At 72.0% G+C, this 25,389-nt stretch carries 17 protein-coding genes, 3 tRNA genes and 2 CRISPR repeat arrays (1 of these 22 only partly in view); of the genes, 4 read left to right on the top strand and 16 right to left on the bottom strand.

Going from position 1 to position 25,389, the window contains the following annotated elements; all coding sequences use genetic code 11:
* Positions 1–38: direct repeats of the CRISPR family, unit length 29 nt; unit sequence GGGACCATCCCCGCGGGCGCGGGGAGCAG (it extends 2,127 nt beyond the left edge of the window).
* Positions 39–130: 92 nt separating this feature from the next.
* The 11 genes from cas2e to ACY1JF_RS15125 all read right to left on the bottom strand — a co-directional run bounded on the left by cas2e (position 131) and on the right by ACY1JF_RS15125 (position 11,847).
* Complete coding sequence (gene cas2e, locus ACY1JF_RS15175) at positions 131–481, bottom strand: type I-E CRISPR-associated endoribonuclease Cas2e (protein ID WP_462705641.1); 351 nt, start codon at positions 479–481, stop codon at positions 131–133.
* Positions 478–1,470 (bottom strand): type I-E CRISPR-associated endonuclease Cas1e, encoded by a 993-nt coding sequence (cas1e, locus tag ACY1JF_RS15170; RefSeq protein WP_462705640.1) that lies wholly within the window; start codon positions 1,468–1,470, stop codon positions 478–480. Before cas1e ends, cas2e begins: the two co-directional genes overlap by 4 nt.
* Complete coding sequence (gene cas6e, locus ACY1JF_RS15165; RefSeq protein ID WP_462705639.1) at positions 1,467–2,249, bottom strand: type I-E CRISPR-associated protein Cas6/Cse3/CasE; 783 nt, start codon at positions 2,247–2,249, stop codon at positions 1,467–1,469. The genes cas1e and cas6e overlap by 4 nt, the downstream gene beginning before the upstream one ends.
* On the bottom strand, positions 2,249–2,971 hold the full coding sequence (cas5e, locus tag ACY1JF_RS15160; protein WP_462705638.1) for a type I-E CRISPR-associated protein Cas5/CasD: 723 nt from the start codon (positions 2,969–2,971) through the stop codon (positions 2,249–2,251). The genes cas6e and cas5e overlap by 1 nt, the downstream gene beginning before the upstream one ends.
* A complete protein-coding gene (cas7e, locus tag ACY1JF_RS15155) occupies positions 2,968–4,161 on the bottom strand; it encodes a type I-E CRISPR-associated protein Cas7/Cse4/CasC (RefSeq protein WP_462705637.1) in 1,194 nt (397 codons plus the stop codon). Before cas7e ends, cas5e begins: the two co-directional genes overlap by 4 nt.
* Complete coding sequence (gene casB / locus ACY1JF_RS15150; RefSeq protein WP_462705636.1) at positions 4,158–4,889, bottom strand: type I-E CRISPR-associated protein Cse2/CasB; 732 nt, start codon at positions 4,887–4,889, stop codon at positions 4,158–4,160. The genes cas7e and casB overlap by 4 nt, the downstream gene beginning before the upstream one ends.
* Complete coding sequence (gene casA, locus ACY1JF_RS15145) at positions 4,886–6,472, bottom strand: type I-E CRISPR-associated protein Cse1/CasA (RefSeq protein ID WP_462705635.1); 1,587 nt, start codon at positions 6,470–6,472, stop codon at positions 4,886–4,888. The genes casB and casA overlap by 4 nt, the downstream gene beginning before the upstream one ends.
* Before the next feature lie 73 nt (positions 6,473–6,545).
* On the bottom strand, positions 6,546–9,482 hold the full coding sequence (gene cas3, locus ACY1JF_RS15140; RefSeq protein WP_462705634.1) for a CRISPR-associated helicase Cas3': 2,937 nt from the start codon (positions 9,480–9,482) through the stop codon (positions 6,546–6,548).
* A 341-nt stretch (positions 9,483–9,823) separates the two neighbouring features.
* Positions 9,824–11,315: a CRISPR direct-repeat array (repeat unit 29 nt; unit sequence CTGCTCCCCGCACCCACGGGGATGGTCCC).
* Positions 11,316–11,424: 109 nt separating this feature from the next.
* Positions 11,425–11,498, bottom strand: a tRNA-Ile gene (locus tag ACY1JF_RS15135).
* Positions 11,499–11,696: 198 nt separating this feature from the next.
* Positions 11,697–11,769 (bottom strand) — tRNA-Asn (locus ACY1JF_RS15130).
* Positions 11,770–11,774: 5 nt separating this feature from the next.
* Positions 11,775–11,847: transfer RNA gene (locus ACY1JF_RS15125), tRNA-Asn, on the bottom strand.
* Between the two features lie 149 nt (positions 11,848–11,996).
* On the opposite strand from ACY1JF_RS15125, the gene ACY1JF_RS15120 reads away from it, so the two are divergent.
* The 4 genes from ACY1JF_RS15120 to ACY1JF_RS15105 all read left to right on the top strand — a co-directional run bounded on the left by ACY1JF_RS15120 (position 11,997) and on the right by ACY1JF_RS15105 (position 17,592).
* Positions 11,997–12,302, top strand: a complete 306-nt coding sequence (locus ACY1JF_RS15120) for a YtxH domain-containing protein (RefSeq protein ID WP_462705633.1) — start codon at positions 11,997–11,999, stop codon at positions 12,300–12,302.
* A gap of 51 nt (positions 12,303–12,353) precedes the next feature.
* Positions 12,354–13,808 (top strand): xylulokinase, encoded by a 1,455-nt coding sequence (locus tag ACY1JF_RS15115; RefSeq protein WP_462705632.1) that lies wholly within the window; start codon positions 12,354–12,356, stop codon positions 13,806–13,808.
* Positions 13,809–13,930: 122 nt separating this feature from the next.
* Positions 13,931–15,664, top strand: a complete 1,734-nt coding sequence (locus ACY1JF_RS15110; protein WP_462705631.1) for an ABC transporter ATP-binding protein — start codon at positions 13,931–13,933, stop codon at positions 15,662–15,664.
* A complete protein-coding gene (locus ACY1JF_RS15105) occupies positions 15,664–17,592 on the top strand; it encodes an ABC transporter ATP-binding protein (protein ID WP_462705630.1) in 1,929 nt (642 codons plus the stop codon). The genes ACY1JF_RS15110 and ACY1JF_RS15105 overlap by 1 nt, the downstream gene beginning before the upstream one ends.
* On the opposite strand, the gene ACY1JF_RS15100 is transcribed toward ACY1JF_RS15105, so the two are convergent.
* The 5 genes from ACY1JF_RS15100 to ACY1JF_RS15080 form a co-directional block, all read right to left on the bottom strand.
* Positions 17,589–19,001, bottom strand: coding sequence for an SGNH/GDSL hydrolase family protein (locus tag ACY1JF_RS15100; RefSeq protein ID WP_462705629.1), 1,413 nt, complete (start codon positions 18,999–19,001; stop codon positions 17,589–17,591). The two genes, ACY1JF_RS15105 and ACY1JF_RS15100, sit on opposite strands and share 4 nt — an antisense overlap.
* 104 nt (positions 19,002–19,105) lie before the next feature.
* The gene (locus ACY1JF_RS15095) at positions 19,106–20,308 is read right to left on the bottom strand and encodes an RNA polymerase sigma factor (RefSeq protein WP_462705628.1); all 1,203 of its coding nucleotides are present in this window, start codon (positions 20,306–20,308) and stop codon (positions 19,106–19,108) included.
* Positions 20,309–20,614: 306 nt separating this feature from the next.
* Positions 20,615–22,525 carry a DNA primase gene (dnaG, locus tag ACY1JF_RS15090; protein ID WP_462705627.1) on the bottom strand — a complete coding sequence of 637 codons (1,911 nt, stop codon included), beginning with the start codon at positions 22,523–22,525 and terminating at the stop codon, positions 20,615–20,617.
* Positions 22,526–22,642: 117 nt separating this feature from the next.
* On the bottom strand, positions 22,643–23,905 hold the full coding sequence (locus ACY1JF_RS15085) for an NAD(P)/FAD-dependent oxidoreductase (protein WP_462705626.1): 1,263 nt from the start codon (positions 23,903–23,905) through the stop codon (positions 22,643–22,645).
* A 78-nt stretch (positions 23,906–23,983) separates the two neighbouring features.
* A complete protein-coding gene (locus tag ACY1JF_RS15080) occupies positions 23,984–25,315 on the bottom strand; it encodes a deoxyguanosinetriphosphate triphosphohydrolase (RefSeq protein WP_462705625.1) in 1,332 nt (443 codons plus the stop codon).
* Between the last annotated feature and the right edge of the window lie 74 nt (positions 25,316–25,389).

Here is a 25,389-nt window from a genome sequence, read left to right as displayed (position 1 = left end):
TGGAGGGCCGGGACCATCCCCGCGGGCGCGGGGAGCAGAGTCCGCGACCTGTGGTGTTGTCACGACGGCTGACGGTTCTGCATTACTTTTACGGAAACCGATATAGGTGATGAAGCTCCCATAAAGGGCTCTACTTGCTTCCGTAGCGGCGTCGTCTGGCAGCGTTGCTCCAGCCCTTCTTGGGCGTGGCGGTGGCGGGGGTGCCCGGGGCGGCCGGGCGGTGGATGAGGGTGAGTCCCTCGTGGTCGGTGGGGTGCCAGGCATGGTCGTGAGTGCGGAAGGTGAAACCCTGTTCGTTGTTGGTGGTGTGGGCGAGGAGGGCGCGGCCTTGGCCGGCGTACTGCTGGACCTCGTTCCAGAGCAGGTCGCGGATGCGGGCGGAGGGATTGCCGATGAAGACGCCCGCGGAGATTTCCAGGAGCCAGCGGGTGAGGAAACCGCGTAGGCCGGCCGGGCAGTTGGTGAGGACGATGACGGTCACCAGGTGGACTCCAAATCCGTGTACGGCTCGGGTCCGGTGTCCTCGTCGGTGCCGGGGCTGTAGTTGCGGCCGGCGGGGAGGGTGCGGCCTGCGTCGGTGTGCAGGGTCACGGTGTCCTGGTCGTCGTCGGACGGGGCTGGAGTGGTCGGGGGCAGCAGGAGGCGTTTGATGTCGTCGACGCAGCGGTTGAGCAGGCCGGTCTCGTTGATGCGGTCGCGCAGGGCCCGGCGGGTGCGGGGGCCGGGGTCTTCGTCGCTCTGGGCGGCGACGTCGAAGGCGACGGGGATGCCGAGTTCGGTTTTGTACAGGTCGGCGATGTCCAGGACGAAGGACAGTTCGTGGCCGGAATGGACGAAGCCGAGGGCGGGGCTGCAGCCGAGGGAGGTGACGACGGCGTGGGCGATGCCGTACATGCACTGGGCGGCGGCGGTGACGGCCTGGTTGACGGTGTCGCCGCTGGTGAAGTCGCCGGGGGTGTAGCGGCGGCCGTTCCACTTCACGCCGGTGCGGGCTGCCTGGGCGCGGTAGCAGTCCTTGACGCGCCGGCCTTCGCGGCCGAGGAGCTCCTGGCGGGTGAGGCCGGCGGGGTCTTCGTCGGGGAAGCGCAGGCGGTACATGGCGCGGGCGACGGCGAGCCGGCTGCGCGGGTTGACCCATTGGGTGGCCTGGGCTTCGACGAGGGCGGCGGAGCGGGTCAGAGCGCGGCCGGAGGCGTAGTAGCGCACGGCGTGTTCGCCGACCCAGCAGACGGCGGCTCCGGTTTCACCGAGGACGCTCATGGCCTGGTGGGTGATGCGGGTGCCGGGGCCCAGGAGGAGGGTGTTGATGGTGGCGGAGGGGATGTGGGTGGTGCCGTCGGCGTCGGTGGCGGTGATGGCGTTGGCGTCGCGGTGGACGGTGCAGCGTTCGAGGTAGATGAAGGACAGGCGTTCGCCGGTGCGGGTGAGGTGGCGGGGGCTGAGCGCGGTGCGCTGGGAGATGCCGGTCACCGGGGCTCGCCGGTGAGGGGGGCGAGGGTGAGCAGGCCGCATCCGTATGCCTTGGCTTTGCCGATGCCGTGGGTGAGGGTGTGGCGCATGAGGTCGGGGTCGGTGACTTCGAGGCGGCCGTCGAAGGTGGCGGTGACCAGGGTGACCGGTCCTTGGCAGCGGTCGGCGGGAGTGGCGGGGCCGCGGGTTTTGTCGAAGGTTCGGTTGCGGTGGTCGTGGACGGTGAGGTGGTAATGGTCCCCGTGGTGGGGGCGGCCGGTGTGGGTGGTGCCGGCGGGCAGCAGGCGTTGGTCGTCCGGTTTTCCGGTGATGCGGAAGCCGCAGCGTTCCTGACGGTCCAGGAGCCAGCCCATCTGGTGGCGGGGGGTGAGGTGGGCGGTGCGTTTGATCGGTTCGTCGTCCTTGCGGCGGATGTGGTGGATCGGGTTGGCGGTCAGCCGGAACGCCCAGCGGCTGCCTGTGGTGAGCCGGTCGAGGAAGGGGGCGTAGGGGCGGGTTTCCCAGCCGGGTGCGTCCGGACCGGCCGCAGCGGGCCATCCGGCCTGTTCGACCAGGTGGGTGAGGTCGGGGCGGTGAGGGCTGACGAGGTAGAGGTGGACGTCGGCGCGGGCGGTGTGGTCCAGGCGCCACAGCACCCGCGGTCCGTCCGGCGGCGGGGTGGCGCCGGGCAGCAGCATCGGGAAGGACGACATGACGGCGGCGTGCGTCACCTGGGGAGAGGCCAGCAGGCGGCGGGCGCCCGGGCGTGCGGTGTTCACACGGAAGCGGGTGAGGAACATCAGGCGCTCTCCTCGTCCAGGGCGGCGAACGGGTCGTGCCGGGCCGGCAGGGTGCCGGCGCCGGGATGCGGGACGCGCACGTGGTCGGTGATCACGGTGCGCAGGGCGTGGCGGCGGTGTGCGGCGTGGAAGCTGACAGGCTGGTCGCGCAGGGTGTCGGCGGCCGGGTCACCGGGGTCGGCGTCCCGCAGGACGGTGAGGTCGATCTCGCACCGTTTGCGGTGCTGGCGCCGGTACCAGGGGGATGCCTGCCAGGGCAGGGTGCGCAGGGCGTCCAGGGCGGTGGGGTCGTCGGTGAGTGCCAGGTCGACGGGCTGGGCGGGCGGGCAGGAGCGGCGGCCCAGGAACGGTGGGTAGACCGGGTCGCGTACGGCGGTGTGCAGGTGGGTGAGGAGGTCGGGATCGCCGTGGAGGGCTGCGACGAACACGGCGTCGGCGAGGTAGAAGCGTTCGGAGACCGGCATGGCCTTGCCGGTGACCGGGTGGTGGGCGGTGTGGAAGTCGCGCAGGCGGGTACCGGGCTGGTCGATCCGGACGGCGAAGTGCAAGGCGGCCAGCTCGGCGAGGCGTGTGTCGTCACCGCGTTCGATGCCGGCCGCGGCGGCGAGCAGCCCGACGATGCCACTCTTGGTCGGGGCGGACTCGGTGGTGCGGCGGGCGAAGCGGGAGCCGGCCCCCCACGATTGCAGAGGGCCGGCCAGGCGGAGGGCGAGCACGCTCATGCCGGCTTCTCCAGGCGTTCGGTGACGGCCGCGCCGACCGCCGTGACGAGGTCGGTGAGCGTGGGCGTCTCGGTGCCCAGCGCGGCCAGTGCCGTGGTGTTGGGGCCGACGCGCAGGACCCAGGTGCGGGCGTCGCCGGTCCGCCCGTAGGCGCGTTCGACGTCGGGGGCGTAGGAGGCGAGGCGCTCACTGGCCTCGCGGACGAAGCCGCCGCTCTCGCCGCGTACGGGCTCTTCGAAGGCGGAGGCGTAGCTGACGGGCCGGGTGGTGCGCAGGGTGACGACGAGGGCGTCGGGCAGGGTGTGGTGCCCGAACGTGTTGATCTTCCCGGTGGGCAGGGACGCGGCGAAGGCGTGGACGAACGCCTCCACGGCCCGGCGGACCGGTTCGGTGACCGGCTCGTCCTCCCGCAGGCCCTGGCCGAGGGTGTGTGCGAGCTGGTGCACGCCGAGTGCGGCGTAGCGGTAGAGGGTGGCGGAGTTGAAGTCGACTGTGCCGATCATGCCGGCGCCGGTCTCCTCGTCCCGGTTCTCGTCGTCGACGGCCGTGTAGTAGTCGGACTCGTTGTCCACGCGGTGCACGCTCAGGGCGTGGGCGACCTGCACGGCGGCGTCCACACCGAAGTCGGCGACGTCGGCGACCATCCGTCCGAACAGGGCGATGTCGACACTGTGCCGGGTGTCGGCGATCGCCTTGGCCGTGTCCTTGTTCTTCTTCTGCGCCAGATACGCGGTGATGTCACCGGCGCCGTCGACGGCGAGCCGGGCCAGGCCGTCCAGTTGCCGGGCGCTGAGGAAGACCAGGTACTTGGCCTCCGGAGCGGGCTCCGGCCCGCCGTCCTTGGCCTGGTCGGCCTTCCGCTTGGGCACCTCCGTCTTCAGGCCGGTGACCTTGATGGTCTCGTCGGCGATCCGCAGCGCCTGCTCACCTGCCAGCGCCGGGTCCAGGACGGTGATCCGCTCCGCGACCGCTTCCACGATCTTCTTGGTACGCACGCCGAGTTCACCCGGGTCGAGAAGGTGCTCATCGGAGAAGTAGGTGCGCATGGCCCGCTTCCACGCCTGGCTGGAGACCCGCGCCCGCGGCACTCCCCCGTACACGGCGCTCTTCGGGGCACCGGTGTCGTCACGGTTGAGGTTGCTGGGCGGCACGGTCTGCAGGGCGTGCACGTCGAGGAAGATGCGGTTCACGAGGCGTCCTTGTCGAGGTCCGTGCGGTCGTCGTCGGAATCGGTGCCGGTATCGGTATCGATATCGGTGGTGGCAGCGGAGTCCGGGCCGGTGCCGGCCGGCGCGGTGATGGCGAGGTCGTGCCAGGCGTGGAAGGAACGGCCCCACTCGCCGCGGACGCGTTCCGGGCCGCCGGGCTGCTGCCAGGTGTAGAGCTGGCCCGCGAGCAGGCCGTAATCCAGGGAAAGATCCTGACGGCGCAGGAGGGTGACGATGTCCCTCAGCCGCCCGGCCAGGCTGGTCAGGTCGGCGGCCGTACCGGCGCGGACCAGGCGCTTGCGCAGCGGCTCGTTGATCTCGCCCGGTTTCATCATGCGCCGTACCGCCGCCCCCAGACCGCGGTCGGCGCCCGCCCGGCCGGCCTGGTGCATTCCGGTGGACCGGGACTGCTGGTGCAGCGCCCACAACGTGAACGCCACATGCAGGGCGTCCTCGGCCCGCACCAGCTCCGTCTCGGACAACTTCCATGCTCCTTCGGCGGCTTCGTGCAGCGGGCCGGTGTCGATCAGGTCCCACAGATCGGGCAGTTGCCCGGCCGGACGGCCGGCGCCCCGGCGCAGCCTCGCCAGGGCAGCGACCGCGCCGGACTGGTCGGCGAGGTAGCCGCGCTGCCAGTCAGTGATCTGACGGGCAGCGTGCTCGGCGATCCGCTTCCGTGCGCTCGACGGCGCGATGACGGCAGTGCTCATGCGGGTGCCTCCACGAGGGTCTGGGGCGCCGCAGCCGGCGCGGTGTCGACGGACTCGGTGCCGGGCCGACCCAGCGCCCGGTGCAGGGCGGCGCGGAACCACTTGCCGGCCAGCGCGGTGTTCAGCCACTCCGTGCCCTGCCTCACCGCCACCGTCCGGCCATGCCAGGCGGCGTCACCAGCTGCGGCCATCAGCCGGTCGCCGAGCCGGACGGTGATCTCGTGCATGTCCTTCTGCCAGGCCAGGCGCCGGGCATAGGGGTCGTCGGCCTCGGCGAGCCGGGCCAGCCAAGTGCGGTAGGGGCCCTCCAGCAGCCCATAGGCGAGATCCCGGGCCGTGGCCCGCGGCCCCTCTCCGTCACGGCCCGCCGCCCGCGCCAGGTTGGTGGCGAGATCACCGACCGCGTTGACCGCGGCATCGGCGTCCTCGACGGCCGCGACGGCCTGCTGCGCGTAACGGCGGTCCTGCCGGTGCAGCAACACCACGGCCATCGCCACCTGGTCGTCGACGATCTCATCGACGACCGACTGCTGCGTGCCGTAGACCGGGCCGATCAGACGAGTCCGCAACAGGTACTCCCGCTCCAGTTCCCCCTCCGTCACCAGCTGCGCGATCCACTCCAGGACCCCGGGCCGCAGATACGCGGCCGGCTCGCCATCGGCCACCGGCAGCGCCTGCCCGGCCACCAGCGACGCGATCCCCCGCCACGCGGCCCGCTCCGGATCGTGCTCACGCGGCAGATACACCGGCACCGTGCCCAGCTTCTTCTCCTGCGCCTTACTGCGCCGCCACGCCGACATCGGCTCCACAACGTGCCGGTTACGGGGACTGAGCGGGTCGCCGTAACCCAGCACCACCCCGTACACACCTTCCTCGTCGAAGCACAGCCGCAGACGCCGCGTCTGCCAGGTGTACAGATCCCGCACCCCCGACGGAGCCCGCTCCACCCCGTCCGGCCCGCACGGCGGACGCCGCCACGCCGGCGCATCAGCGCCGCCGTCGACGGAGTCGGTGGCGACCAGGTTCAGCAGCAGCGTCTCGCGCAGCGTGGCCCCCTCCACGAAGACCCCGCCCAGACAGCCGGCCCACCCCACCCCGAGCGGATACACCTTCCCCTTCTTCGCCCGTACGTCCCCCACCACGCCGGTCTTGATCCCGGAGGTGTCATAGGCGTGCGCGTGCACCACCCACCGGGCGGCCTCCGCGTACGACAGCCGCTCCACAGCCGGCAGCCGCGCGCTGAAGAACGGCTCACCGTTGGGGACGTCGGCCACGATCCGGTTCAGGGAGAACACCTCGTCCTTCGCCGTACGCAGCCCGGCCGTCTGGAAGAACGGCACCTCACCGTGCAGCAGGTCGAACCGGTCCCGGTGCGCCTCCAGATAGCCACCCACCGGAGCAAAGCACTCCCCGTCCTCCCACAACTGAGCCCAGGCATCGGTGTCCTCCGGCCCGTCCAGCGCGTCATGAGCGACCGCCAGCAACAACCGGACCAGGGCGAACTCCTGGGTGGGCACCTCCCCGACGACCCGCCGCAGATCACCGGCCTGCGCGAACACCTCCCGCAGCGACAGCTCATTCATTCGTCCGTCGCACCGCAGGACGGGAATCCAGGGACGGGAAGTCAAGTCGAATGCCAACTTGCCCTTCTCGGCGTCATGTTCCGGCACGGGTCACCTCAAGACCGTCGTGAGGGCTGTAACGGACGCAGAAGCCTGCCAGAGAGGTCTGACAATCGGCGTCGAGCGCCAGAATCAGCTGGCCGGCGAGCCAGGGACTGTCCTTGCACTGCCATGCCGGCACATACAGCTCCTCCAGGTCGGCGATCGCCCGGTCCATGACCTCGGGGTCGCTGAACTGGATGGGCAGGCGCAGCCCGCAGGAGGCTGCCGTGCGGGCCGCGGCAGCGGTCGGGACCTGGTCGGTGGGCAGCGCCAGGCCGGCCCGCGGACGGCCCTTGCGGTCCGGGGCCAGCCACGGCACCGTTGCCAGTGTTCCGTCCTGCCGTCGCTGTACGACGACGACTTCCAGGCTCTCCCGGCTGTCGCGGACCTGTGCCCGGCCCTGCCGGGTGTCGTCCGCGTCGCCCACGCCGGCCGCGATCCAGCCGAACAACGGCCGCCCCGGCCGGCCCGGTGCGCCCAGCCGGAACACCGCCGCCCGCTCCGCCTGGTCCGCGCGGTGCGCCTCGTGCCGGAGCCGAGCCTGCTCCCACACCGTCTCCCACCCGGCCGGTACCTCGGCAGTGTCCGCGTAGGCGGCCTGCACCAGTCGGCTGATGTCGTCCGGCAGCCGTACCGGGCGCTGCGGGCCCCCGTCGAGGTGAGGCGTCAGGACGGCGGCGGCCCGCAGCAGCGCGTACGCCCCGTACACGGCGACGGAGCCGCGCACCGGCCGGGGGACCGCGTCCGTCCAGTCGGCCCCGGTGAGCAGGCAGCGGGCCGTGCGCAGCCGGGCAGGCCGCTCGGTCTGCTCCGTTCCGCCGCGCAGGTGCCGGTGGAGACGGCCCATCCGCTGCAGGATGAGGTCCACGGGGGCCAGGTCGGTGACGAGAAGATCGAAGTCGACGTCGAGGGATTGCTCAGCGACCTGGCTGGCCACCACGATGTGCGCGCCCTCCGGCCGGTCGGTGTCTTTCCCGGCTGGCCCGAACCGGGTGAGCAGGTCCGCGTCGTTGGCAGCCCGGTCGATGTCGATGAAGCAGGAGTGCGCCACGGTGACCCGGTCAGGTCCGAACCGCTCCCGCAGTACCGCGGCGCTCTCCAGTACCCGCCGCACCGTATTACGGACCACCAGTACGCAGCCGCCGTCGGCCAGTTCCTCCTCCAGCCGCTCCGCCAAAGCCTCCGGGCCGTCCTCCAGCCGCTCCACGACCACTGCCGCGCCCCGCCCGGAAGCACCAGGCCGGCGCAGCAGCGGGGTCCCGCCCGGTGCGACGGCCGTCAGCAGCGGATACTCCCCCGCCTCGGCGACGGCACCGAATCCGCCGTCATCGCCCGTCGCAGCAGTCCGGCCGGCGTAGGCCGCGACCAATTCCCGGCGCCGCCCGGCGGGCAGCGTCGCCGACAGCACCACCACCGGCACCCGGTACTCCCCCAGCCACGACAGCACCCGGTCCAGATACACGCCCATGTACGTGTCGTAGGCGTGCGCCTCGTCGATCACGACGACCTTGCCCGCCAGCGCCAGATGCCGCAGCGCCAGGTGACGGCTCTTGAGCCCGGCGAACAGCAGCTGGTCGATCGTGCCCGCAACGAACGACGACAGCATCGCCTTCTTCCGCCCTCGCAGCCAGGCGTGTGCCACCAGTTCCGCCGGTGCCCGCCCCGCGTCACCGGCCGCCGCCGGCGCCTGCCCCGTCTCCCCGTCGAGGTCGACCGCCGCGATCCGCCGACCCCGCATCAGGTCGGTGAAGTCCTCGTTCAGCGCGGCCTTCGAGTGTGCCAGCTGCACCGAATACCGGCCTTCGCCGGACGCCGGGAATCGGTCCAGCCACGTCAGCAGCCGGGGAAACATCGCGTTGCCGGTCGCCATGGTCGGCAGCGCGAAGAACACCCCGCCCGCCCCGGCCCGGGCCGCGAAGATCTCCGTCACAGCCAGCGCGGCCTCCGTCTTGCCCTCCCCCATCGGCGCCTCGATCACCATCAGCCCCGGTTCATCCATCGACCGGGCCAGCTCCACCGCCGCCCCCTGCACCGGCCGCACCCGCGATCCAGCCGGAAGATCGAACCGGGACGCGAACAACGCCTCCACCGGCCCGTCCGGAACCGCCGGCTGCCACGGGCCCGGCAGGTCCAGCCCCCGCCACGCCGCCGTCAGACGCTCCGCGTCCGTACGAGGCACATCCTCAGGGAAATACGGGAACAGCTCCGGGTTACTGGCGATCCAGTCCGCGACAATCACCACAGCCGTCAACAGGACCTGCACCGGCTGCGGCAGCCTCACCCCACGCCAGGCTCCCAGCCGCTCCCGCACCCCGAAGACGTCCGCGCAGGCATCCAGCAACTCCGTCTGCACCCGCCACCACAGCGCCTTGCTCTCCCCCGGCGTCCACAGCAGATGCGACCGCCCCTCCACCGCCACGATCTGCCCGTGCTCCGGCGGAACACCGTGATGCCCGCCCACCACCACCGAGAACTGCCCCGCCTGCTTCACCGTGAAGCTGAACCGCTCCTCCAGCCACGTCCCCAGCAGCACCTGCCCCGCCAGACCATGAGGTACCAACCGCCGCTCCGCCCCCATCGCTTGCCGTGACCGCATATCAAGCCCACGGTCCCGCATTACCTGCGCCAGCGACTCGACCTGACAGGCGAACGCCGGCGTCGCCTTCCCGACGTCATGAACTCCAGCCAGCCACACGGCCAGCCGCCGCCCGTCCGTCTCCCCCTCCGGCAGCACCTCACCGATCAGCCGACGCACCGAACAAGGCAGCCACTCATCCCACAACCGCCCGGCCACCGCGGCACTGTCGGCCATGTGCCGCCACAACGGCAGCCAGCCCTCCCCGTCCCGGTCATGCTTCGCCCACACCGACAACACCGGCCCGACAAGCCGCGCCCTCAGCCCTGCACGGGTCTCCCCCTCCAACGTCATACCGAATCACTACACGCAAGACACCTCGTAAGTCGGCAAGTTACGGAAAATGGACAGACGGAAACAGCAAGATGAGTGCTGCACCACCAACACCCCGGCCAGACGTCTCCCCCTCCTGCCAGACGCTGCTCGGCACGCAGGTGATGCCCAGCAGCACACAGCCCAGACACAGATGATGCCGTGTGGCGCGAGCGAGGAGCGGAGTCCGGCTTCGTGGCGCCGGGTAACTTGCTGCCGGATCCTGCTCGATTCACCGCACGCAAGGATTGCCCGATATGGCCGTTTCAGTGAAAGTAAGGAAAAACGGCATGACCCACTGCTAAAACCGCAGGTCGCGAAGTCTGCTCCCCGCACCCACGGGGATGGTCCCGTGATCCGCTTCCCCGTCGACCAGGCCGCCGCCTGCTCCCCGCACCCACGGGGATGGTCCCCACGGCGACTACCCGACATGGGAGACGCTCGCCTGCTCCCCGCACCCACGGGGATGGTCCCCCCGCAGCCTGGGGCAACAAGCGCAAGGGGTACTGCTCCCCGCACCCACGGGGATGGTCCCGGTCGACTGGTTCCGTGCGTCTGCGACCGGAGCTGCTCCCCGCACCCACGGGGATGGTCCCGCATCCTGGTCGCAGGCCAGCCACTCCTCTTCCTGCTCCCCGCACCCACGGGGATGGTCCGACGCGTTCACCGGTATCGCGCAGGAAGCCCGCTGCTCCCCGCACCCACGGGGATGGTCCCAGGGCTCGGGCCGCCATCGGGTGCAGGTGGAGCTGCTCCCCGCACCCACGGGGATGGTCCCTCGTCACTGGTCAGGCCGCCGTCGTGGGGAACCTGCTCCCCGCACCCACGGGGATGGTCCCATCCCCTCCCTTCCTCTGGAGTCCCTGTGGCTCTGCTCCCCGCACCCACGGGGATGGTCCCGTCACGAGGTAGGCCCGGCCACCCTGCTTGATCTGCTCCCCGCACCCACGGGGATGGTCCCTCGCCGCCCAGACCGCGACCGCTGTCGCGGCTCTGCTCCCCGCACCCACGGGGATGGTCCCGGGAAGGGGTAGTTCGGCCGGTCCTCGAGGTCCTGCTCCCCGCACCCACGGGGATGGTCCCCTCGCCGCGGTCGCCTAGGAGGACGACTTGAGCTGCTCCCCGCACCCACGGGGATGGTCCCAGGTCGACCGTGCCGGACTTCAGCAGCGGCCACTGCTCCCCGCACCCACGGGGATGGTCCCAGGGTCACCGCGGGGGTGCTGCTCGAGGGTGGCTGCTCCCCGCACCCACGGGGATGGTCCCCTCGCCGCCGTCGTCGCCGACGTCCTCAAGGGCTGCTCCCCGCACCCACGGGGATGGTCCCCTCCGCCGGATAGGGCAACCCCCGCCGGGGTACTGCTCCCCGCACCCACGGGGATGGTCCCGCCGACGCCGCCCGCGATCGCGGACCGGCCGCCTGCTCCCCGCACCCACGGGGATGGTCCCTGGGTGACGTGTCCGAGTTCGGGGCGCAGCCGCTACTCCCCGCACCCACGGGGATGGTCCCGACACCGTCCGGGCCGACCGGCACGAGCGCCTCTGCTCCCCGCACCCACGGGGACGGTCCCGACACCGGCTACGGCAGCCAGCTCCTCAACGTCTGCTCCCCGCACCCACGGGGATGGTCCTGAGGAACATGGGCGGCCGCTGCTCAGGCGGCGCTGCTCCCCGCACCCACGGGGATGGTCCCAAGAAGCTGATCACTGCCCGGCGGGAAGTCGACTGCTCCCCGCACCCACGGGGATGGTCCCGACCGGGACCGCACGCCGGGAATGCCGGTGACCTGCTCCCCACACCCACAGGGATGGTCCCGCCACGCAAATAAGCGTACGGAGGCTCGGGTCGGCGTCCATGCGGTACTGCGCCCGCCCAACCCAGCGCCGAACAGGCGTTTCCGCAGGCCCCGACGTTTCTGCTGAGGTGGGGCGGGTGGGACTCGAACCCACGGCCGGCGGATTATGAGTCCGCTGCTCTAACCGGCTGAGCTACCGCCCCATAGCGGCGTGTCGCGTACATGTGTGCGCGCCGTCTGCCGCAGCATAGCCGCTCATACGATCTCCTGCTTCGGGTGGTCGGCTTCGCGCTGCGGCCTCGTGACCTTGAAGACTCCGGTGCGGCCCGCTTGGTTCCCGGGCCGGCGAAAGATCGTGCGCGGACATGAAAAAGGACCCCGCAGGGCCCTCGTTCACCATGCTCCCCCGACTGGACTCGAACCAGTAACCTGCCGGTTAACAGCCGGCTGCTCTGCCAATTGAGCTACGGAGGACCGAGCTCCCCGGACTGGACTCGAACCAGTAACCTGCCGGTTAACAGCCGGCTGCTCTGCCAATTGAGCTACCGAGGATTGCCTCGTCCGCATCGAACGCAGCTCCCTGGGTATCCGCCAGGGGGCGCGCGTTCGCTGCGACACATACATTAGCGCAAGCAGGGGGGTGCTCCGCCAATCGGTCCTCCCCGGCATCGCAGACAGAAGGCAAAGGAAGGGTGGCCGCCATGCGTTACCGGCTCACGTTCGTCGTCGGACTCGCCGTGGGGTACGTACTGGGCACGAGGGCGGGGCGGGAGCGTTACGAGCAGTTGAAGAAGGCCGCTCGGCAGGTCTCCCAGAACCCGGCGGTGCGCAACACCGCGGAGTCGGCCGCGCTGCAGGGGCGGCAGTTCGCGGACAAGGCGTACCACGTGGTCAGCGACAAGGTCGGGGACCGGATGCCGGACTCGGTGGCCCAGCGGGTGAAGTCCCTGCGGGAGCGGAGCGCGAACGGCTCAGCCGGGGACGACTGGGGCACCAGCGGCACCTGAGACCACCCCACCCGGCACGCCCACCCCTTGCGGTACGGCAGAATTTCGGTCATGGGGATAGTCGCCGGGTTGGACAGTTCGCCCGATTTCACTCGCATCGTCGTCTGCGACGCGGACACGGGGACCGTACTCAGACAGGGGTACGCGCCGCATCCGGTGGACGGCCCCGAGGGCGGGGGCCGTCCCAGCGACGTCGATCCGCAGGCGTGGCTGCTGTCCCTGGGCGAGGCGGCCGGCGGCGGGCTGCTGGAGGGCGTGCAGGCGATCGGCGTGTCGGCGCAGGCCAACGCGGTCGTGCCGCTGGACGCGCAGGGCAACACCGTGCGGCCGGCCATGGTCGGCGGCGACAAGCGGGCCCAGGTGGCCGGGGCGGACCTGGTCGACGCGCTCGGCGGCCGGGAGGCCTGGGCCCAGGCCGTGGGGTGCGTGCCGCAGGCCGCGCATCCGGTGACCAAGCTGCGCTGGCTGGCCCGCGGCGAGCCGGAGAACGCCGCGCGCACCGCCGTACTGCTGCAGGCCCACGACTGGCTGGTGTGGCAGTTGCTGGGGCGGCCGGTCCGGCGGACGACGGACCGGGGCGGGGCCTCGGGGACCGGTTACTGGTCGGCGGCGAGCGGCGGGTACCGGCCGGATCTGGTCGAGCTGGCGCTCGGGCACCACGCCATGCTGCCGGAGGTGATCGGTCCGTCGGACGCGGCGGGTACGACGCCGGAGGGGCTGCTCATCTCGGCCGGTACCGGTGAGACGCAGGCCGCCGCGTTCGGGCTCGGGATCGGGCTGGGGGACGCCGTCGTCTCGCTGGGCGCGTCGGGGTCCGTCATGGCCGTGCACTCCGAGCCGCTCGTCGACCGGTCCGGGATGATCACCGCGCTGGCCGACGCGACCGGCATGCACCTGCCGGTGGTCACCACCCTGAACGCCGTACGCGCCCTGCGCGGGGCCGCCGAGCTGCTCGGGGTGCCGGACCTGGAGAGCCTGTCCGAGCTGGCGATGAAGTCGACGCCGGGCGCCCACGGGCTGGTGCTGCTGCCCTATCTGGAGGGTGAGCGCACGCCGCACCTGCCGCACACGGCGGGGACGCTGGCGGGGCTGAGGCGGGAGTCGATGCGGCCGGAGCACCTGGCGCGGGCCGCGTTCGAGGGGATGCTGTGCGGGCTCGCCGACGCGCTGGACGTGCTGCGCGGCCGGGGGGTCGAGGTACGGCGGATCTTCCTGCTGGGGCCGGCCGCCGAGCTGCCCGCCGTGCAGGCGGCGGCGCCCGCGCTGTTCGGCGCGCAGGTCGTCGTGCCGCAGCCCGCGGACTACGCGGCGATCGGGGCGGCGCGGCAGGCGGCCTGGGCGCTGGGCGTGTCGCGGGGGGCGCTGGACCCGCGCACTCCCCCGGCCTGGCAGGGGGCGGTGGCGCAGGTGCTGGAGCCCGGTGAGGAGCTGGCGGTGGGTCAGGCGGTGCGGCAGCAGTACGTGTCCGTACGGGAGCAGACGCATCCCGGCGCGTTCCGCGTCTGAGCCGTCGCCCGAGGGGGCCTGTTGGGTTAATCGGTTGAGGTAACGCGGGTGGAGTGTTCCACGATAGGGGCCAAGGGCGGTCACTCGCCCTTCCCGCCGACGCCGAATCCGAGAGACCGAGTGTGCTCATACGACTGCTGCGGACCCATCTGAGGCCCTACAAGAAACCCGTCGCCCTGCTGGTGGCGCTGCAGTTCCTGCAGACCTGCGCCACCCTCTACCTGCCGACCCTGAACGCCGACATCATCGACCAGGGTGTCGTCGACGGCGACACCGGCTACATCCTGGGCCACGGCGCCCTGATGATCGCCATCTCGCTGGCCCAGGTGGTGTGCAACATCGGCGCCGTGTACTACGGCGCGCGGACCGCCGCGGCGCTCGGACGGGACGTGCGCGGTGCCGTCTTCGACCGGGTGCAGTCCTTCTCCGCCCGGGAGGTCGCCCGCTTCGGCGCGCCGTCGCTGATCACCCGGACCACCAATGACGTGCAGCAGGTCCAGATGCTGGCCCTGATGACATTCACGCTGATGGTGTCGGCACCCATCATGTGCGTGGGCGGCGTGGTGCTGGCGCTCGGCCTGGACGTGCCGCTGTCCGGGGTGCTGGTCGCGGTGGTGCCCGTGCTGGGCGTCTGCGTGACGCTGATCGTACGGCGGCTGCGCCCGCTGTTCCGGGGCATGCAGGTACGTCTGGACACCGTGAACCGGGTGCTGCGGGAGCAGATCACCGGCAACCGGGTCATCCGTGCCTTCGTGCGGGACGCGTACGAGGAGAAGCGGTTCCGCAAAGCCAACGGCGAGCTGACCGAGGTGGCGGTCGGCACCGGCAACCTGCTCGCGCTGATGTTCCCGGTGGTCATGACCACGGTGAACCTGTCGTCGATCGCGGTGGTCTGGTTCGGGGCGCACCGGATCGACAGCGGCGGGATGCAGATCGGCGACCTGACGGCGTTCCTCGCCTATCTGATGCAGATCGTGATGTCCGTGATGATGGCCACCTTCATGTTCATGATGGTGCCGCGCGCGGAGGTGTGCGCCGAGCGGATCCAGGAGGTGCTGGACACCGAGAGCAGCGTGGTGCCGCCCCTCGCGCCGGTCACCGAGCTGCGGCTCCACGGGCAGCTGGAGATCCGGGGGGCGGGCTTCCGCTACCCGGGCGCCGAGGAGCCGGTGCTGAGGAACATCGGGCTGGTCGCCCGGCCGGGCGAGACGACCGCCGTCATCGGCTCGACCGGCAGCGGCAAGTCCACCCTCCTCGGGCTGGTCCCCCGCCTGTTCGACGCCACCGAGGGGGAGGTGCTGGTGGACGGGACGGACGTACGGGCCCTCGACCGGAAGGTGCTGGCGAGGACGGTCGGGCTGGTGCCGCAGAAGCCGTACCTGTTCGCGGGCACCGTCGCCACCAACCTGCGCTACGGCAATCCCGACGCCACGGACGAGGAGCTGTGGCACGCGCTGGAGGTGGCGCAGGCCAAGCCGTTCGTAGAGGGGCTGGAGGGCGGGCTGGACGCGCCGATCGCGCAGGGCGGCACGAACGTGTCGGGCGGGCAGCGGCAGCGGCTCGCGATCGCCCGGACGCTCGTCCAGCGGCCGGAGATCTACCTCTTCGACGACTCCTTCTCCGCGCTCGACTACGCCACCGACGCCGCCCTGCGCGCCGCGCTCGCCCGGGAGACGGCGGAGGCGACCGTCGTGATCGTCGCGCAGCGGGTCTCCACGATCCGGGACGCCGACCGGATCGTCGTCCTCGACGAGGGCCGGGTGGTCGGCACCGGCCGGCACCACGAGCTGATGGCGGACAACGACACCTACCGGGAGATCGTGCTCTCCCAGCTCACGGAAGCGGAGGCTGCCTGATGGCGGGGCCGGCGGGGCGGATGATGGCCGGGGGCGGGCCCGACCAGCGCTCCATGGACTTCAAGGGGTCGGGCAAACGGCTGGTGGGGCAGTTCCGGCCGGAGCGGCTGACGATCGGCGCGCTGCTGCTGTGCCTGGTGGTCAGCGTCGGTCTCAACGTGATCGGGCCGAAGATCCTCGGCAACGCCACCGACCTGGTCTTCGCCGGGATCGTCGGACGGGACATGCCGTCCGGGGCCGGCAAGGAGCAGGTGCTGGAGTCGATGCGGGAGCGCGGGGACGGCCAGGTGGCCGACATGCTGCGTTCCACCGACTTCACGCCGGGCGAGGGCATCGACTTCACGGCGGTCGGGCAGGTACTGCTGCTGGCGCTGGGCACCTTCCTGGTCGCCGGGCTGCTGATGGCGGTGGCGACCCGGCTGGTCAACCTGGCGGTCAACCGGACCATGTTCCGGCTGCGCGAGGACGTGCAGACGAAGCTGTCCCGGCTGCCGCTGTCCTACTTCGACCGGCGTCAGCGCGGTGAGGTGCTCTCGCGCGCCACCAACGACATCGACAACATCGGGCAGACCCTCCAGCAGTCGATGGGCCAGCTGATCAACTCGCTGCTGACCATCATCGGCGTGCTGGCGATGATGTTCTGGGTCTCCTGGATCCTGGCGCTGGTCGCGCTGGTGACCGTGCCGCTGTCGTTCGTGGTGGCCACCCGCGTCGGCAAGCGGTCGCAGCCGCACTTCGTGCAGCAGTGGCGCTCCACGGGCAAGCTGAACGCGCACGTCGAGGAGATGTACACCGGGCACACCCTGGTGCGGGTCTTCGGGCGGCAGGAGGAGTCGGCGGCGCGGTTCGCCGAGCAGAACGAGGCGCTGTACGCGGCCGGGTTCAGGGCGCAGTTCAACAGCGGCGTGATGCAGCCGCTGATGATGTTCGTGTCCAACCTGAACTACGTGCTGGTCGCCGTGGTCGGCGGGCTGCGGGTGGCGTCGGGCTCGCTGTCCATCGGCGACGTGCAGGCGTTCATCCAGTACTCCCGGCAGTTCTCGATGCCGCTGACGCAGGTCGCGTCGATGGCCAACCTGGTGCAGTCGGGCGTCGCCTCCGCCGAGCGGATCTTCGAACTGCTGGACGCCCAGGAGCAGAGCGCCGACCCGGTGCCCGCCGAGAAGCCGGCCGAGCTGCGGGGGCGGGTGGCGCTGGAGCACGTGTCGTTCCGGTACGACCCCCAGAAGCCGCTGATCGAGGACCTGTCGCTGACGGTGGAGCCCGGGCACACGGTCGCCATCGTCGGCCCGACGGGGGCCGGCAAGACGACCCTGGTCAACCTGCTGATGCGGTTCTACGAGGTGTCCGGCGGGCGGATCACCCTCGACGGCGTCGACATCGCGAAGATGTCGCGGGACGAGCTGCGCGCCGGGATCGGGATGGTGCTCCAGGACACCTGGCTGTTCGGCGGCACCATCGCGGAGAACATCGCGTACGGGGCCGCGCGCGAGGTGACGCGCGGGGAGATCGAGGAGGCGGCGCGGGCCGCGCACGCCGACCGGTTCGTGCGGACGCTGCCCGACGGCTACGACACCGTGATCGACGACGAGGGCACGGGGGTCAGCGCCGGTGAGAAGCAGCTCATCACCATCGCGCGGGCGTTCCTGTCCGACCCGGTGATCCTGGTGCTGGACGAGGCGACCTCGTCGGTGGACACCCGTACCGAGGTACTGATCCAGAAGGCGATGGCCAAGCTGGCGCACGGGCGGACCTCGTTCGTCATCGCGCACCGGCTCTCCACCATCCGGGACGCGGACACCATCCTCGTCATGGAGAACGGCTCGATCGTGGAGCAGGGCGCGCACGAGGAACTGCTCACGGCGGGCGGGGCGTACGCGCGGCTGTACCAGGCGCAGTTCGCGCAGGCGGTGGCGGAAGTCGACTAACGCGTGTCGCGCGTGGAGGACAGCAGCATGGGCAGGGAGACCGTGTCGGCCAGGGCCTGCTGGCCGGCGATGTTCGCGTGGACGCCGTCGCCGGTGTCGTAGGGCGGGTTGATGCTGTTCGGCTTCACCGGGTCCTCGAGGACCCGGTCGAAGTCGACGATGCCGTCGCAGGTGCCGGCGCAGCCGTTCCACCGGGTGACGAAGGTGTTGACGGTGTGCCGGGTCCGGTTGTGCTGGTCGGTGTAGCCGGGGCGCGGGGTGATCGGGGTGACGTACACCTCGATCCCCGCGTCGTGCAGACGCTGGAACGTGCCGCGGTAGGAGGCCAGGATCTGGTCGGCGTCGCATCCGGCGGGCAGGTCGTTGGTGCCGTAGTAGTACAGGACGGCGGTGACTCCGTGGAGGGACAGGACGTCCCGTTCCAGCCGGGCGCCGGCGTCCAGGCCGCGGACCGCGTCGCCCAGGTTCGGGCAGTCGGCCGCGCTGGTGGTGCCGTTGACGCCGGCGTTGGCGATGGCGAGCTGCCGGGTGGGCGGCAGTTCGGTGGTGATCCTGCGGGCCAGGTCGTCCGTCCAGCGCCGGTTGGTGCCCAGCTCCGCGCAGCCCGTTCCGCAGTCGGTGGAGCCGATGCCGTCGACCACCGAGCTGCCGTAGGCGACGACGGTGCCCTTCAGGCGGGGGTTGCGCACGTCGACGGCGGTGACGAGGTAGGTGGACTCGGTGGTCCGGGTGTAGGCGGCGGCGCCGGTGTCGGCGGTGTGGTCGCCGGTGCCGGGCTCGGTGAGGTAGTTGGTGCGGAAGGCGGTGTCGTGCCGGCCCGGTGCGACGGTGCCGGAGACGGACAGCGACACCGCCACGTCGCTCTGGGCGCGGGTCGTCAGGGCGGTGGCGTCGCTCCACACCTCGCCGCCCGCGGGGACGGCCACGTGGCGCCGGCCGTCGAAGGTGACGGGGCGCGGGCTTCCCTGGGTCGCCGCGCTCTTGCCGTCGGTGGGCGCGGCGGTGGCGGCGTCGATGGTGAGGGGGGTCTCGCCGAAGGTGTTCTGGACGCGGATGCGCACGGCGTCGCCGCCCTGGCTGAGGTGGGTGACCATGCGGACGGTCTGGTCGGTGAGGGTGGTGGGGGCGAGGTTGTGCTGGGAGCTGGACCAGGAGGTGAACCAGGCGCGGGCGCCGGAGCGTCGGGCGGTGGCGGTTTCGCCGGTGGTGGTTTCGCCGGTGGCCTCGGCCGTCGTGCCCGAGACCGTCGTCGTGCCCGAGGACGGTGTGCCCGAGACCGTCGTCGTGCCCGAGACCGTGGTCGTGCCCGAGACCAGGGAGGCGGCCGTGGTGAGGGTGAGGGCCAGGGCCGCCGCGGTGCGTCTCGCCCGCGCGCTCGACCGCAGGACCCGTTCGGGAATCAGGAACATCAGCGCCTCACCGGGAACGGTGCCGTCTTCGCTTGCGGACGCTCCTGTTCTGTCCCACCGGACGCAGGAACAAACTTGCGATCGACGCCGCTCGGGCGGCCCCGCTAGTCCAGGTAGCCCCTCAACTGGTCCGCCAAGGCGTGGTCGCGGAGTTTGCTGAGGGTCTTGGACTCGATCTGGCGGATCCGTTCGCGGGTGACGCCGAAGATGCGGCCGATCTCCTCCAGGGTGCGGGGGCGGCCGTCGGCGAGGCCGTAGCGGAGCTGGACGACCTTGCGTTCGCGTTCGCCGAGGGTGGAGAGCACCGCCTCCAGGTGCTCGCGCAGCAGCAGGAACGCGGCCGACTCCACGGGGCTGGCCGCGTCGCCGTCCTCGATGAGGTCGCCGAGGGCGACGTCGTCCTCCTCGCCCACCGGCGCGTGCAGGGAGACGGGTTCCTGGGCGAGCCGCAGCACCTCGCTGACCCGCTCGGGCAGCAGGTCGAGGTGGGCGGCGACCTCGGCCGGGGTCGGCTCGTAGCCGCGCTCCTGGAGCATCCGGCGCTGGACGCGGACGACCCGGTTGATCAGTTCCACGACGTGCACGGGGACCCGGATGGTGCGGGCCTGGTCGGCCAGGGCGCGGGACATGGCCTGGCGGATCCACCAGGTGGCGTACGTGGAGAACTTGTAGCCGCGGGCGTAGTCGAACTTCTCCACCGCCCGGATCAGGCCGAGGTTGCCCTCCTGGACCAGGTCGAGCATGGTCAGCCCGCGTCCCACGTACCGCTTGGCGACGGAGACGACCAGGCGCAGGTTGGCCTCGATGAGGCGGCGCTTGGCCATCCGGCCCATGACGACCAGCCGGTCCAGGTCGTGGGCGAGGCGGCTGTCCAGGTCGGTCGCGGTGCTCAGCTTCTCCTCGGCGAACAGGCCGGCCTCCACCCGGCGGGCGAGTTCGACCTCCTCGGCCGCGGTGAGCAGCGGGATGCGGCCGATCTCGCGGAGGTACTGGCGGAACAGGTCCGAGGAGGGGCCGGTGGTGTCGGCCCTGGCGGGCGGTGCGTCCACGGACTCCACGGGCTCCACGGGCTCCGGCTCGGCCGCCGCCGCGGGCTCGGCGCCCGGTTCCACGGCTTCGGCGGGCGGCGGGTCCTCCGGGTGGTGCGCGGCGTGGTGCTGGCCGGGCACCGCGGGGAGGACGTCCGTCTCGGTGTCGGGCTCCGGGCCGTCGGCGCCGCTGTCGGGCCGCGCGCCGTCGTGCGCGCCGCCGTGCGCGCCGCGCGCGCCGTGCTGTGTGCCGTGCTGTGCGAGGGTCTGGGTCTGCACGGGTGCGGCCTCCAGGGTGATCGCTGCCCGGCCGTGCGGCAGCGGTACTTCGGGGACGGAGTCGGCGGACTCGCCGCTGTCCGTCCCGTACGCGACGGTCGGAACCGCGGAGTTCTCCGGACCCGGTGGGAACGGGCCGGCCGCGCTCCGAGGACTCAGGCACCGGCACCAGTGTGGGGTACGACACAACTCCGCCACGAGGGGCGTGCGGTGACTTTTTGCGTCCGGTCCGTGACCGACCGGTCATCCCGGTCGTCCTCGGTCGTCACGGCCGTCCCCTGCTCGTCCAGGCCGTCCCGGTCGTCGTCAGAGGGCGGCGGCGCCGTGGTCGCGCAGGGCGCGGTCGTACTTCTCCAGCACCCACAGCTCGTTCTGCACGGTGGCCAGGTGGGCGGGGTCGCCGCCGTTGCCCAGGCGGGTGAAGGTGGCGTGGATGTCGCGGATGCGGCGCTCGACGGCGCGGCGGCGGACCCGGACCAGCACCTCGCCGGCGTAGACCTCGTCGACGGCGCGGCGCATGATCGCCTCGACGGCGAGTTCCGTGACCATCGCGCGGACGGTGTCGTCGGGGGCCGCCTCGCGGACCCTGACCAGGTACTCCTGCGGGTCCTCGACGCCGTGCTCGGCGCCGCCCGCGTCCAGGATCGCCTGGCGTACGGCGGCGTAGGGCGGGGCGGTGAACTCGTCGACGCCGTACGCGTCGAAGGCCGGGGAGACCAGTTCCGGGCGTTGCAGGGCGAGCTTGAGCAGTTCCCGTTCGGTGGCGTAGACGGGGTTGCGCAGGGTGAGGGAGGGGCCGCTGGGGGCGGCCGGGGCGGGGGCGTACCGCTGCTGCCGGAGGCCGGCGGGGGCGGGGGCGGGGCCCCGGTCACCGCCGCCGCGCTCGCGGGCCCAGCGGGCGAGCTGGCCGACGCGTCTGACCACGAACTGGGTGTCCAGGATGCCGAGCATCCCGGCGAGCTGGACGGCGACCTCGTGCTGGGCGCCGCTGTTCTTGATGCGGGCGACGACGGGGGCGGCCTCGTCCAGGGCGGCGGCGCGGCCGGCCGGGGTGTCCAGGTCGTAGCGGGAGACGATCTGGCGCAGGGCGAACTCGAACAGCGGCGTGCGCGGCTCGACCAGGTCGGCGACGGCCTCGTCCCCCTTGGCCAGCCGCAGGTCGCAGGGGTCCATGCCGTCGGGCGCGATGGCGATGTACGTCTCGGCGGCGAACTTCTGGTCGTCCTCGAAGGCGCGCAGGGCCGCCTTCTGCCCGGCGGCGTCGCCGTCGAAGGTGAAGATCACGCGGGCGCTGCCGTTGTCCATCAGCAGCCGGCGCAGGATCTTGATGTGGTCGGTGCCGAAGGCGGTGCCGCAGGTGGCGATCGCGGTCGTCACCCCGGCGAGGTGGCAGGCCATGACGTCGGTGTAGCCCTCGACGACGACCGCGCGGGACGCCTTGGCGATGTCCTTCTTGGCCAGGTCGATGCCGTAGAGGACCTGGGACTTGCGGTAGATGGGGGTTTCGGGGGTGTTGAGGTACTTCGGTCCGGTGTCCGCCTCGTAGAGCTTGCGGGCGCCGAAGCCGACGACCTCGCCGCCGATGTCGCGGATCGGCCACATCAGCCGGCCGCGGAAGCGGTCGATGGGGCCGCGGCGGCCTTCCTGGACGAGGCCGGACAGCAGCAGTTCCTTGTCGCTGAAGCCCTTGCCGCGCAGGTAGCGGGTGAGGTGGTCCCACCCTTGCGGGCTGTAGCCGACGCCGAAGTGCTCGGCGGCGGCCTGGTCGAAGCCGCGCTCGGCGAGGAAGACCCGGCCGGCGTCGGCCTCGGGGGAGGTCGCGAGCTGCTCGGCGTACCACTGCGCGGCGATCTTGTGGGCCTCGACCAGGCGGATGCGCTCACCGCGCTGGTGGGTGGGGTTGTACCCGCCCTCCTCGTAGCGCAGGGTGATGCCGGCCTGGGCGGCCAGCCGCTCGACCGCCTCCGAGAAGGTGAGGTGGTCGATCTTCATCACGAAGGTGATGGTGTCGCCGCCCTCCTGGCAGCCGAAGCAGTGGAACAGTCCCTTGCTGGGGCTGACCTGGAAGGAGGGTGACTTCTCGTCGTGGAACGGGCACAGCCCCTTGAGGTTGCCGCCGCCCGCGCCCCGCAGCTGGAGGTACTCGGACACGACGGCGTCGATCGGGACCGCGTCCCGTACCGCCTTCACGTCCTCGTCGTTGATCCGTCCAGCCACGTGGCGATTCTACGGGGCGGCGCCGGCACTCCCCCGCCGCGGTGACCGTCCCCCGGACCTCCGGCCGGGGGTCCGGGGGACGGTCCCGGCGGTCGCGGCGCGGGGGCGCCGCGGCGCTCAGGCGCCCAGGCTTCCCAGGGGGACGTGCGGATCGGCCAGCGCCTCCGCGTCCACCGGGGCGCCCGTCCGGATCAGCCGCTGGATGTCCCCCGTGACGTCCCACACGTTCACGTTCATCCCGGCCAGGACCTCTCCGTCCCTCAGCCAGAACGCGATGAACTCCCGCTTCCCGGCGTCCCCTCGGATCACCACCTCGTCGTACGTCCCCGGCGGCGCCCATCCGCTGTACTCCATCCCCAGGTCGTACTGGTCGGAGAAGAAGTAGGGCACGCGGTCGTAGGCGATCTCCCTGCCCAGCATGGAGCGGGCGGCGGCCGGGCCGCCGTTGAGGGCGTTGGCCCAGTGCTCCACGCGGCGGCGGGCACCCAGGGGGTGCGGGAAGGAGGCCGCGTCGCCCGCCGCGTAGATGTCGGGGTCGGAGGTGCGCAGGGCCCCGTCGACGACGATGCCGCCGCCGTCGGCCGGGCCGGCGATCTCCAGGCCGGCCGCCCGGGCCAGCGAGACGCGCGGCGCGGCGCCGATCGCGGCGAGCACGTCGTGCGCGGGGTGCTCCTCGCCGTCGTCGGTGCGGGCGGCCAGCACCACGCCGTCCTGGCCGACGATCTCGGTCAGGGACACGCCGAAGCGGAAGCGGACGCCGTGCTCCCGGTGCAACTCGGCGAAGACGGTGCCCAGCTCGGGTCCGAGGACGCCGTGCAGCGGGGTCGGCGCGCACTCCACGACGGTGACCTCGGCGCCGTACTGGCGGGCCGCCGCCGCGACCTCCAGGCCGATCCAGCCGGCGCCGGCGATCACCAGGTGGCCGTTGTCCCGGCCGAGTGCCTGGAGGACGCCCTTGAGGCGTTCGGCGTGGGCGAGGCGGCGCAGGTGGTGGACGCCGGCCAGGCCGGTGCCGGGGACGTCGAGGCGGCGCGGCTCGGCGCCGGTGGCCAGGAGCAGCTTGTCGTAGCGGACGCGGGCGCCGTCGTCGCCGTAGTGCACGGTGCGGGTGGCGCGGTCGACGGCGACGACGGTCTGGCCGAGGTGCAGCTCGATGTCGTGCCGGGCGTACCAGGCGGGTTCGTGCACGAAGACGCTGTCGCGTTCCTCCTTGCCCAGGAGGTAGCCCTTGGAGAGCGGGGGGCGCTCGTAGGGGTGGTCGCGTTCGTCACAGATGAGGATCACCCGGCCGGTGAAGCCCTCCGCGCGGAGCGTCTCGGCCGCCTTGGCACCGGCCAGTCCTCCTCCGACGATGACGAATGTCTGATCAGCGTCGACCACTTGTTTTCCTCCTCGTCAGCGTTCCGCCACCTGCGAGCGTCCCGCACCCGGCGGCCTGCGGGAAGAGGGGTGGTCCGATCAGCTCAGCCCGGTGCGCGGACCGGTGCGCGACCGGGCGTGCCGTCCGACGTGCCGTCCGGCGTGCAGCCGGGCGTGCAGGGAGCGGGCGGAGGCGTCGGTGAGGGAGGCGATCTGGTCGACGATCACGCGTTTGCGGGCGCGGTCGTCGGGGGCCTCGTCGAACAGGGCGCGGAACTGGGGGTCCAGGCCGTCCGGGGCCCGGCGGGTGAGGGCCTCGGCCAGTTCGGCGACGACGGTCTGCTGGTCGACGCGGAGGCGTTCTTGTTCGTCGCGCTGCATGACGTACCGGTCGGCGACGGCCTTGAGGACGGCGCACTCCAGGCGGGTGGCGCGCGGGACGACCAGTTCGGCGGTGTAGCGGGTGAGGCGGCCGGGCCCGTGCGCGTGCCGCGTGGCGGTCTCGGCGGCCAGGCAGAAGCGGCCGATGAGCTGGCTGGTGGCGTCCTTCAGGCGGGCCTGGGCGAGCGCGGTGCCGTCGTAGCCGTGCGGCCACCACTCCTGGGCGAGGAGGCGGTCCAGGGCGGCGGCGAGTTCGGCGGGGTCGGTGCCGCCGGGTGTGTAGCGGGCGCGGGCCGTGTCGAAGACCGCCTGCCGTTCGGGGTCGGCGAGCAGGCAGTCCGGGTCGATGTGACCGGCGTGCAGGCCGTCCTCGACGTCGTGCACGGAGTACGCGACGTCGTCGGACCAGTCCATGACCTGGGCCTCGAAGCAGGTGCGGCGGTCGCCGGGGGCGGTGGCGCGGAGCCAGTCGAAGACGGGGCGGTCGTCGTCGTAGACGCCGAACTTGGACGAGGCCGGGTCGGTGGGGTGGGCGCCCCTGGGCCAGGGGTACTTGGTGGCGGCGTCGAGGGTGGCGCGGGTGAGGTTGAGGCCTACGGGGGTGCCGTCGGCGGTGAAGCGCTTGGGTTCGATGCGGGTGAGCAGGCGCAGGGACTGGGCGTTGCCCTCGAAGCCGCCGCAGTCCTCGGCGAACTCGTTCAGCGCGGATTCGCCGTTGTGGCCGAAGGGGGGATGGCCCAGGTCGTGGGAGAGGCAGGCGGCCTCGACGAGGTCGGGGTCGCAGCCGAGGGCGGCGCCGAGTTCGCGGCCGACCTGGGCGCACTCCAGGGAGTGGGTGAGACGGGTGCGGGGGCTGGCGTCCCAGGCGGGGGTGGGGTCGCCGGGGGTGACGACCTGGGTCTTGCCGGCGAGGCGGCGCAGGGCGGAGGAGTGCAGGACGCGGGCGCGGTCGCGCTGGAAGGCGGTGCGGCCGGGGCGTTTGTCCGGTTCCGGGGCCCACCGTTCCACTGACGTGGGGTCGTAGGGGGTTCGGGGTGCGGTGCCTTCCATGTGATCGACGGTACGGGGGCTCGGGGGTGTCCGCCGGTTCGGCGGGGGCGGGAGGGCGGGCGCCGGGTGCGGAC

Source organism: Streptomyces sp. SYSU D01066-1 (assembly GCF_054956795.1).
This window is presented reverse-complemented; position numbering and strand designations above follow the sequence as displayed.

Coding starts and splice junctions, on each gene's coding strand:
- cas6e (WP_462705639.1), bottom strand. CDS start 2,249: ATGTTCCTCACCCGCTTCCGTGTGAACACCGCACGCCCGGGCGCCCGC.
- cas5e (WP_462705638.1), bottom strand. CDS start 2,971: ATGAGCGTGCTCGCCCTCCGCCTGGCCGGCCCTCTGCAATCGTGGGGG.
- casB (WP_462705636.1), bottom strand. CDS start 4,889: ATGAGCACTGCCGTCATCGCGCCGTCGAGCGCACGGAAGCGGATCGCC.
- casA (WP_462705635.1), bottom strand. CDS start 6,472: ATGAATGAGCTGTCGCTGCGGGAGGTGTTCGCGCAGGCCGGTGATCTG.
- cas3 (WP_462705634.1), bottom strand. CDS start 9,482: ATGACGTTGGAGGGGGAGACCCGTGCAGGGCTGAGGGCGCGGCTTGTC.
- ACY1JF_RS15120 (WP_462705633.1), top strand. CDS start 11,997: ATGCGTTACCGGCTCACGTTCGTCGTCGGACTCGCCGTGGGGTACGTA.
- ACY1JF_RS15115 (WP_462705632.1), top strand. CDS start 12,354: ATGGGGATAGTCGCCGGGTTGGACAGTTCGCCCGATTTCACTCGCATC.
- ACY1JF_RS15105 (WP_462705630.1), top strand. CDS start 15,664: ATGGCGGGGCCGGCGGGGCGGATGATGGCCGGGGGCGGGCCCGACCAG.
- ACY1JF_RS15100 (WP_462705629.1), bottom strand. CDS start 19,001: ATGTTCCTGATTCCCGAACGGGTCCTGCGGTCGAGCGCGCGGGCGAGA.
- ACY1JF_RS15080 (WP_462705625.1), bottom strand. CDS start 25,315: ATGGAAGGCACCGCACCCCGAACCCCCTACGACCCCACGTCAGTGGAA.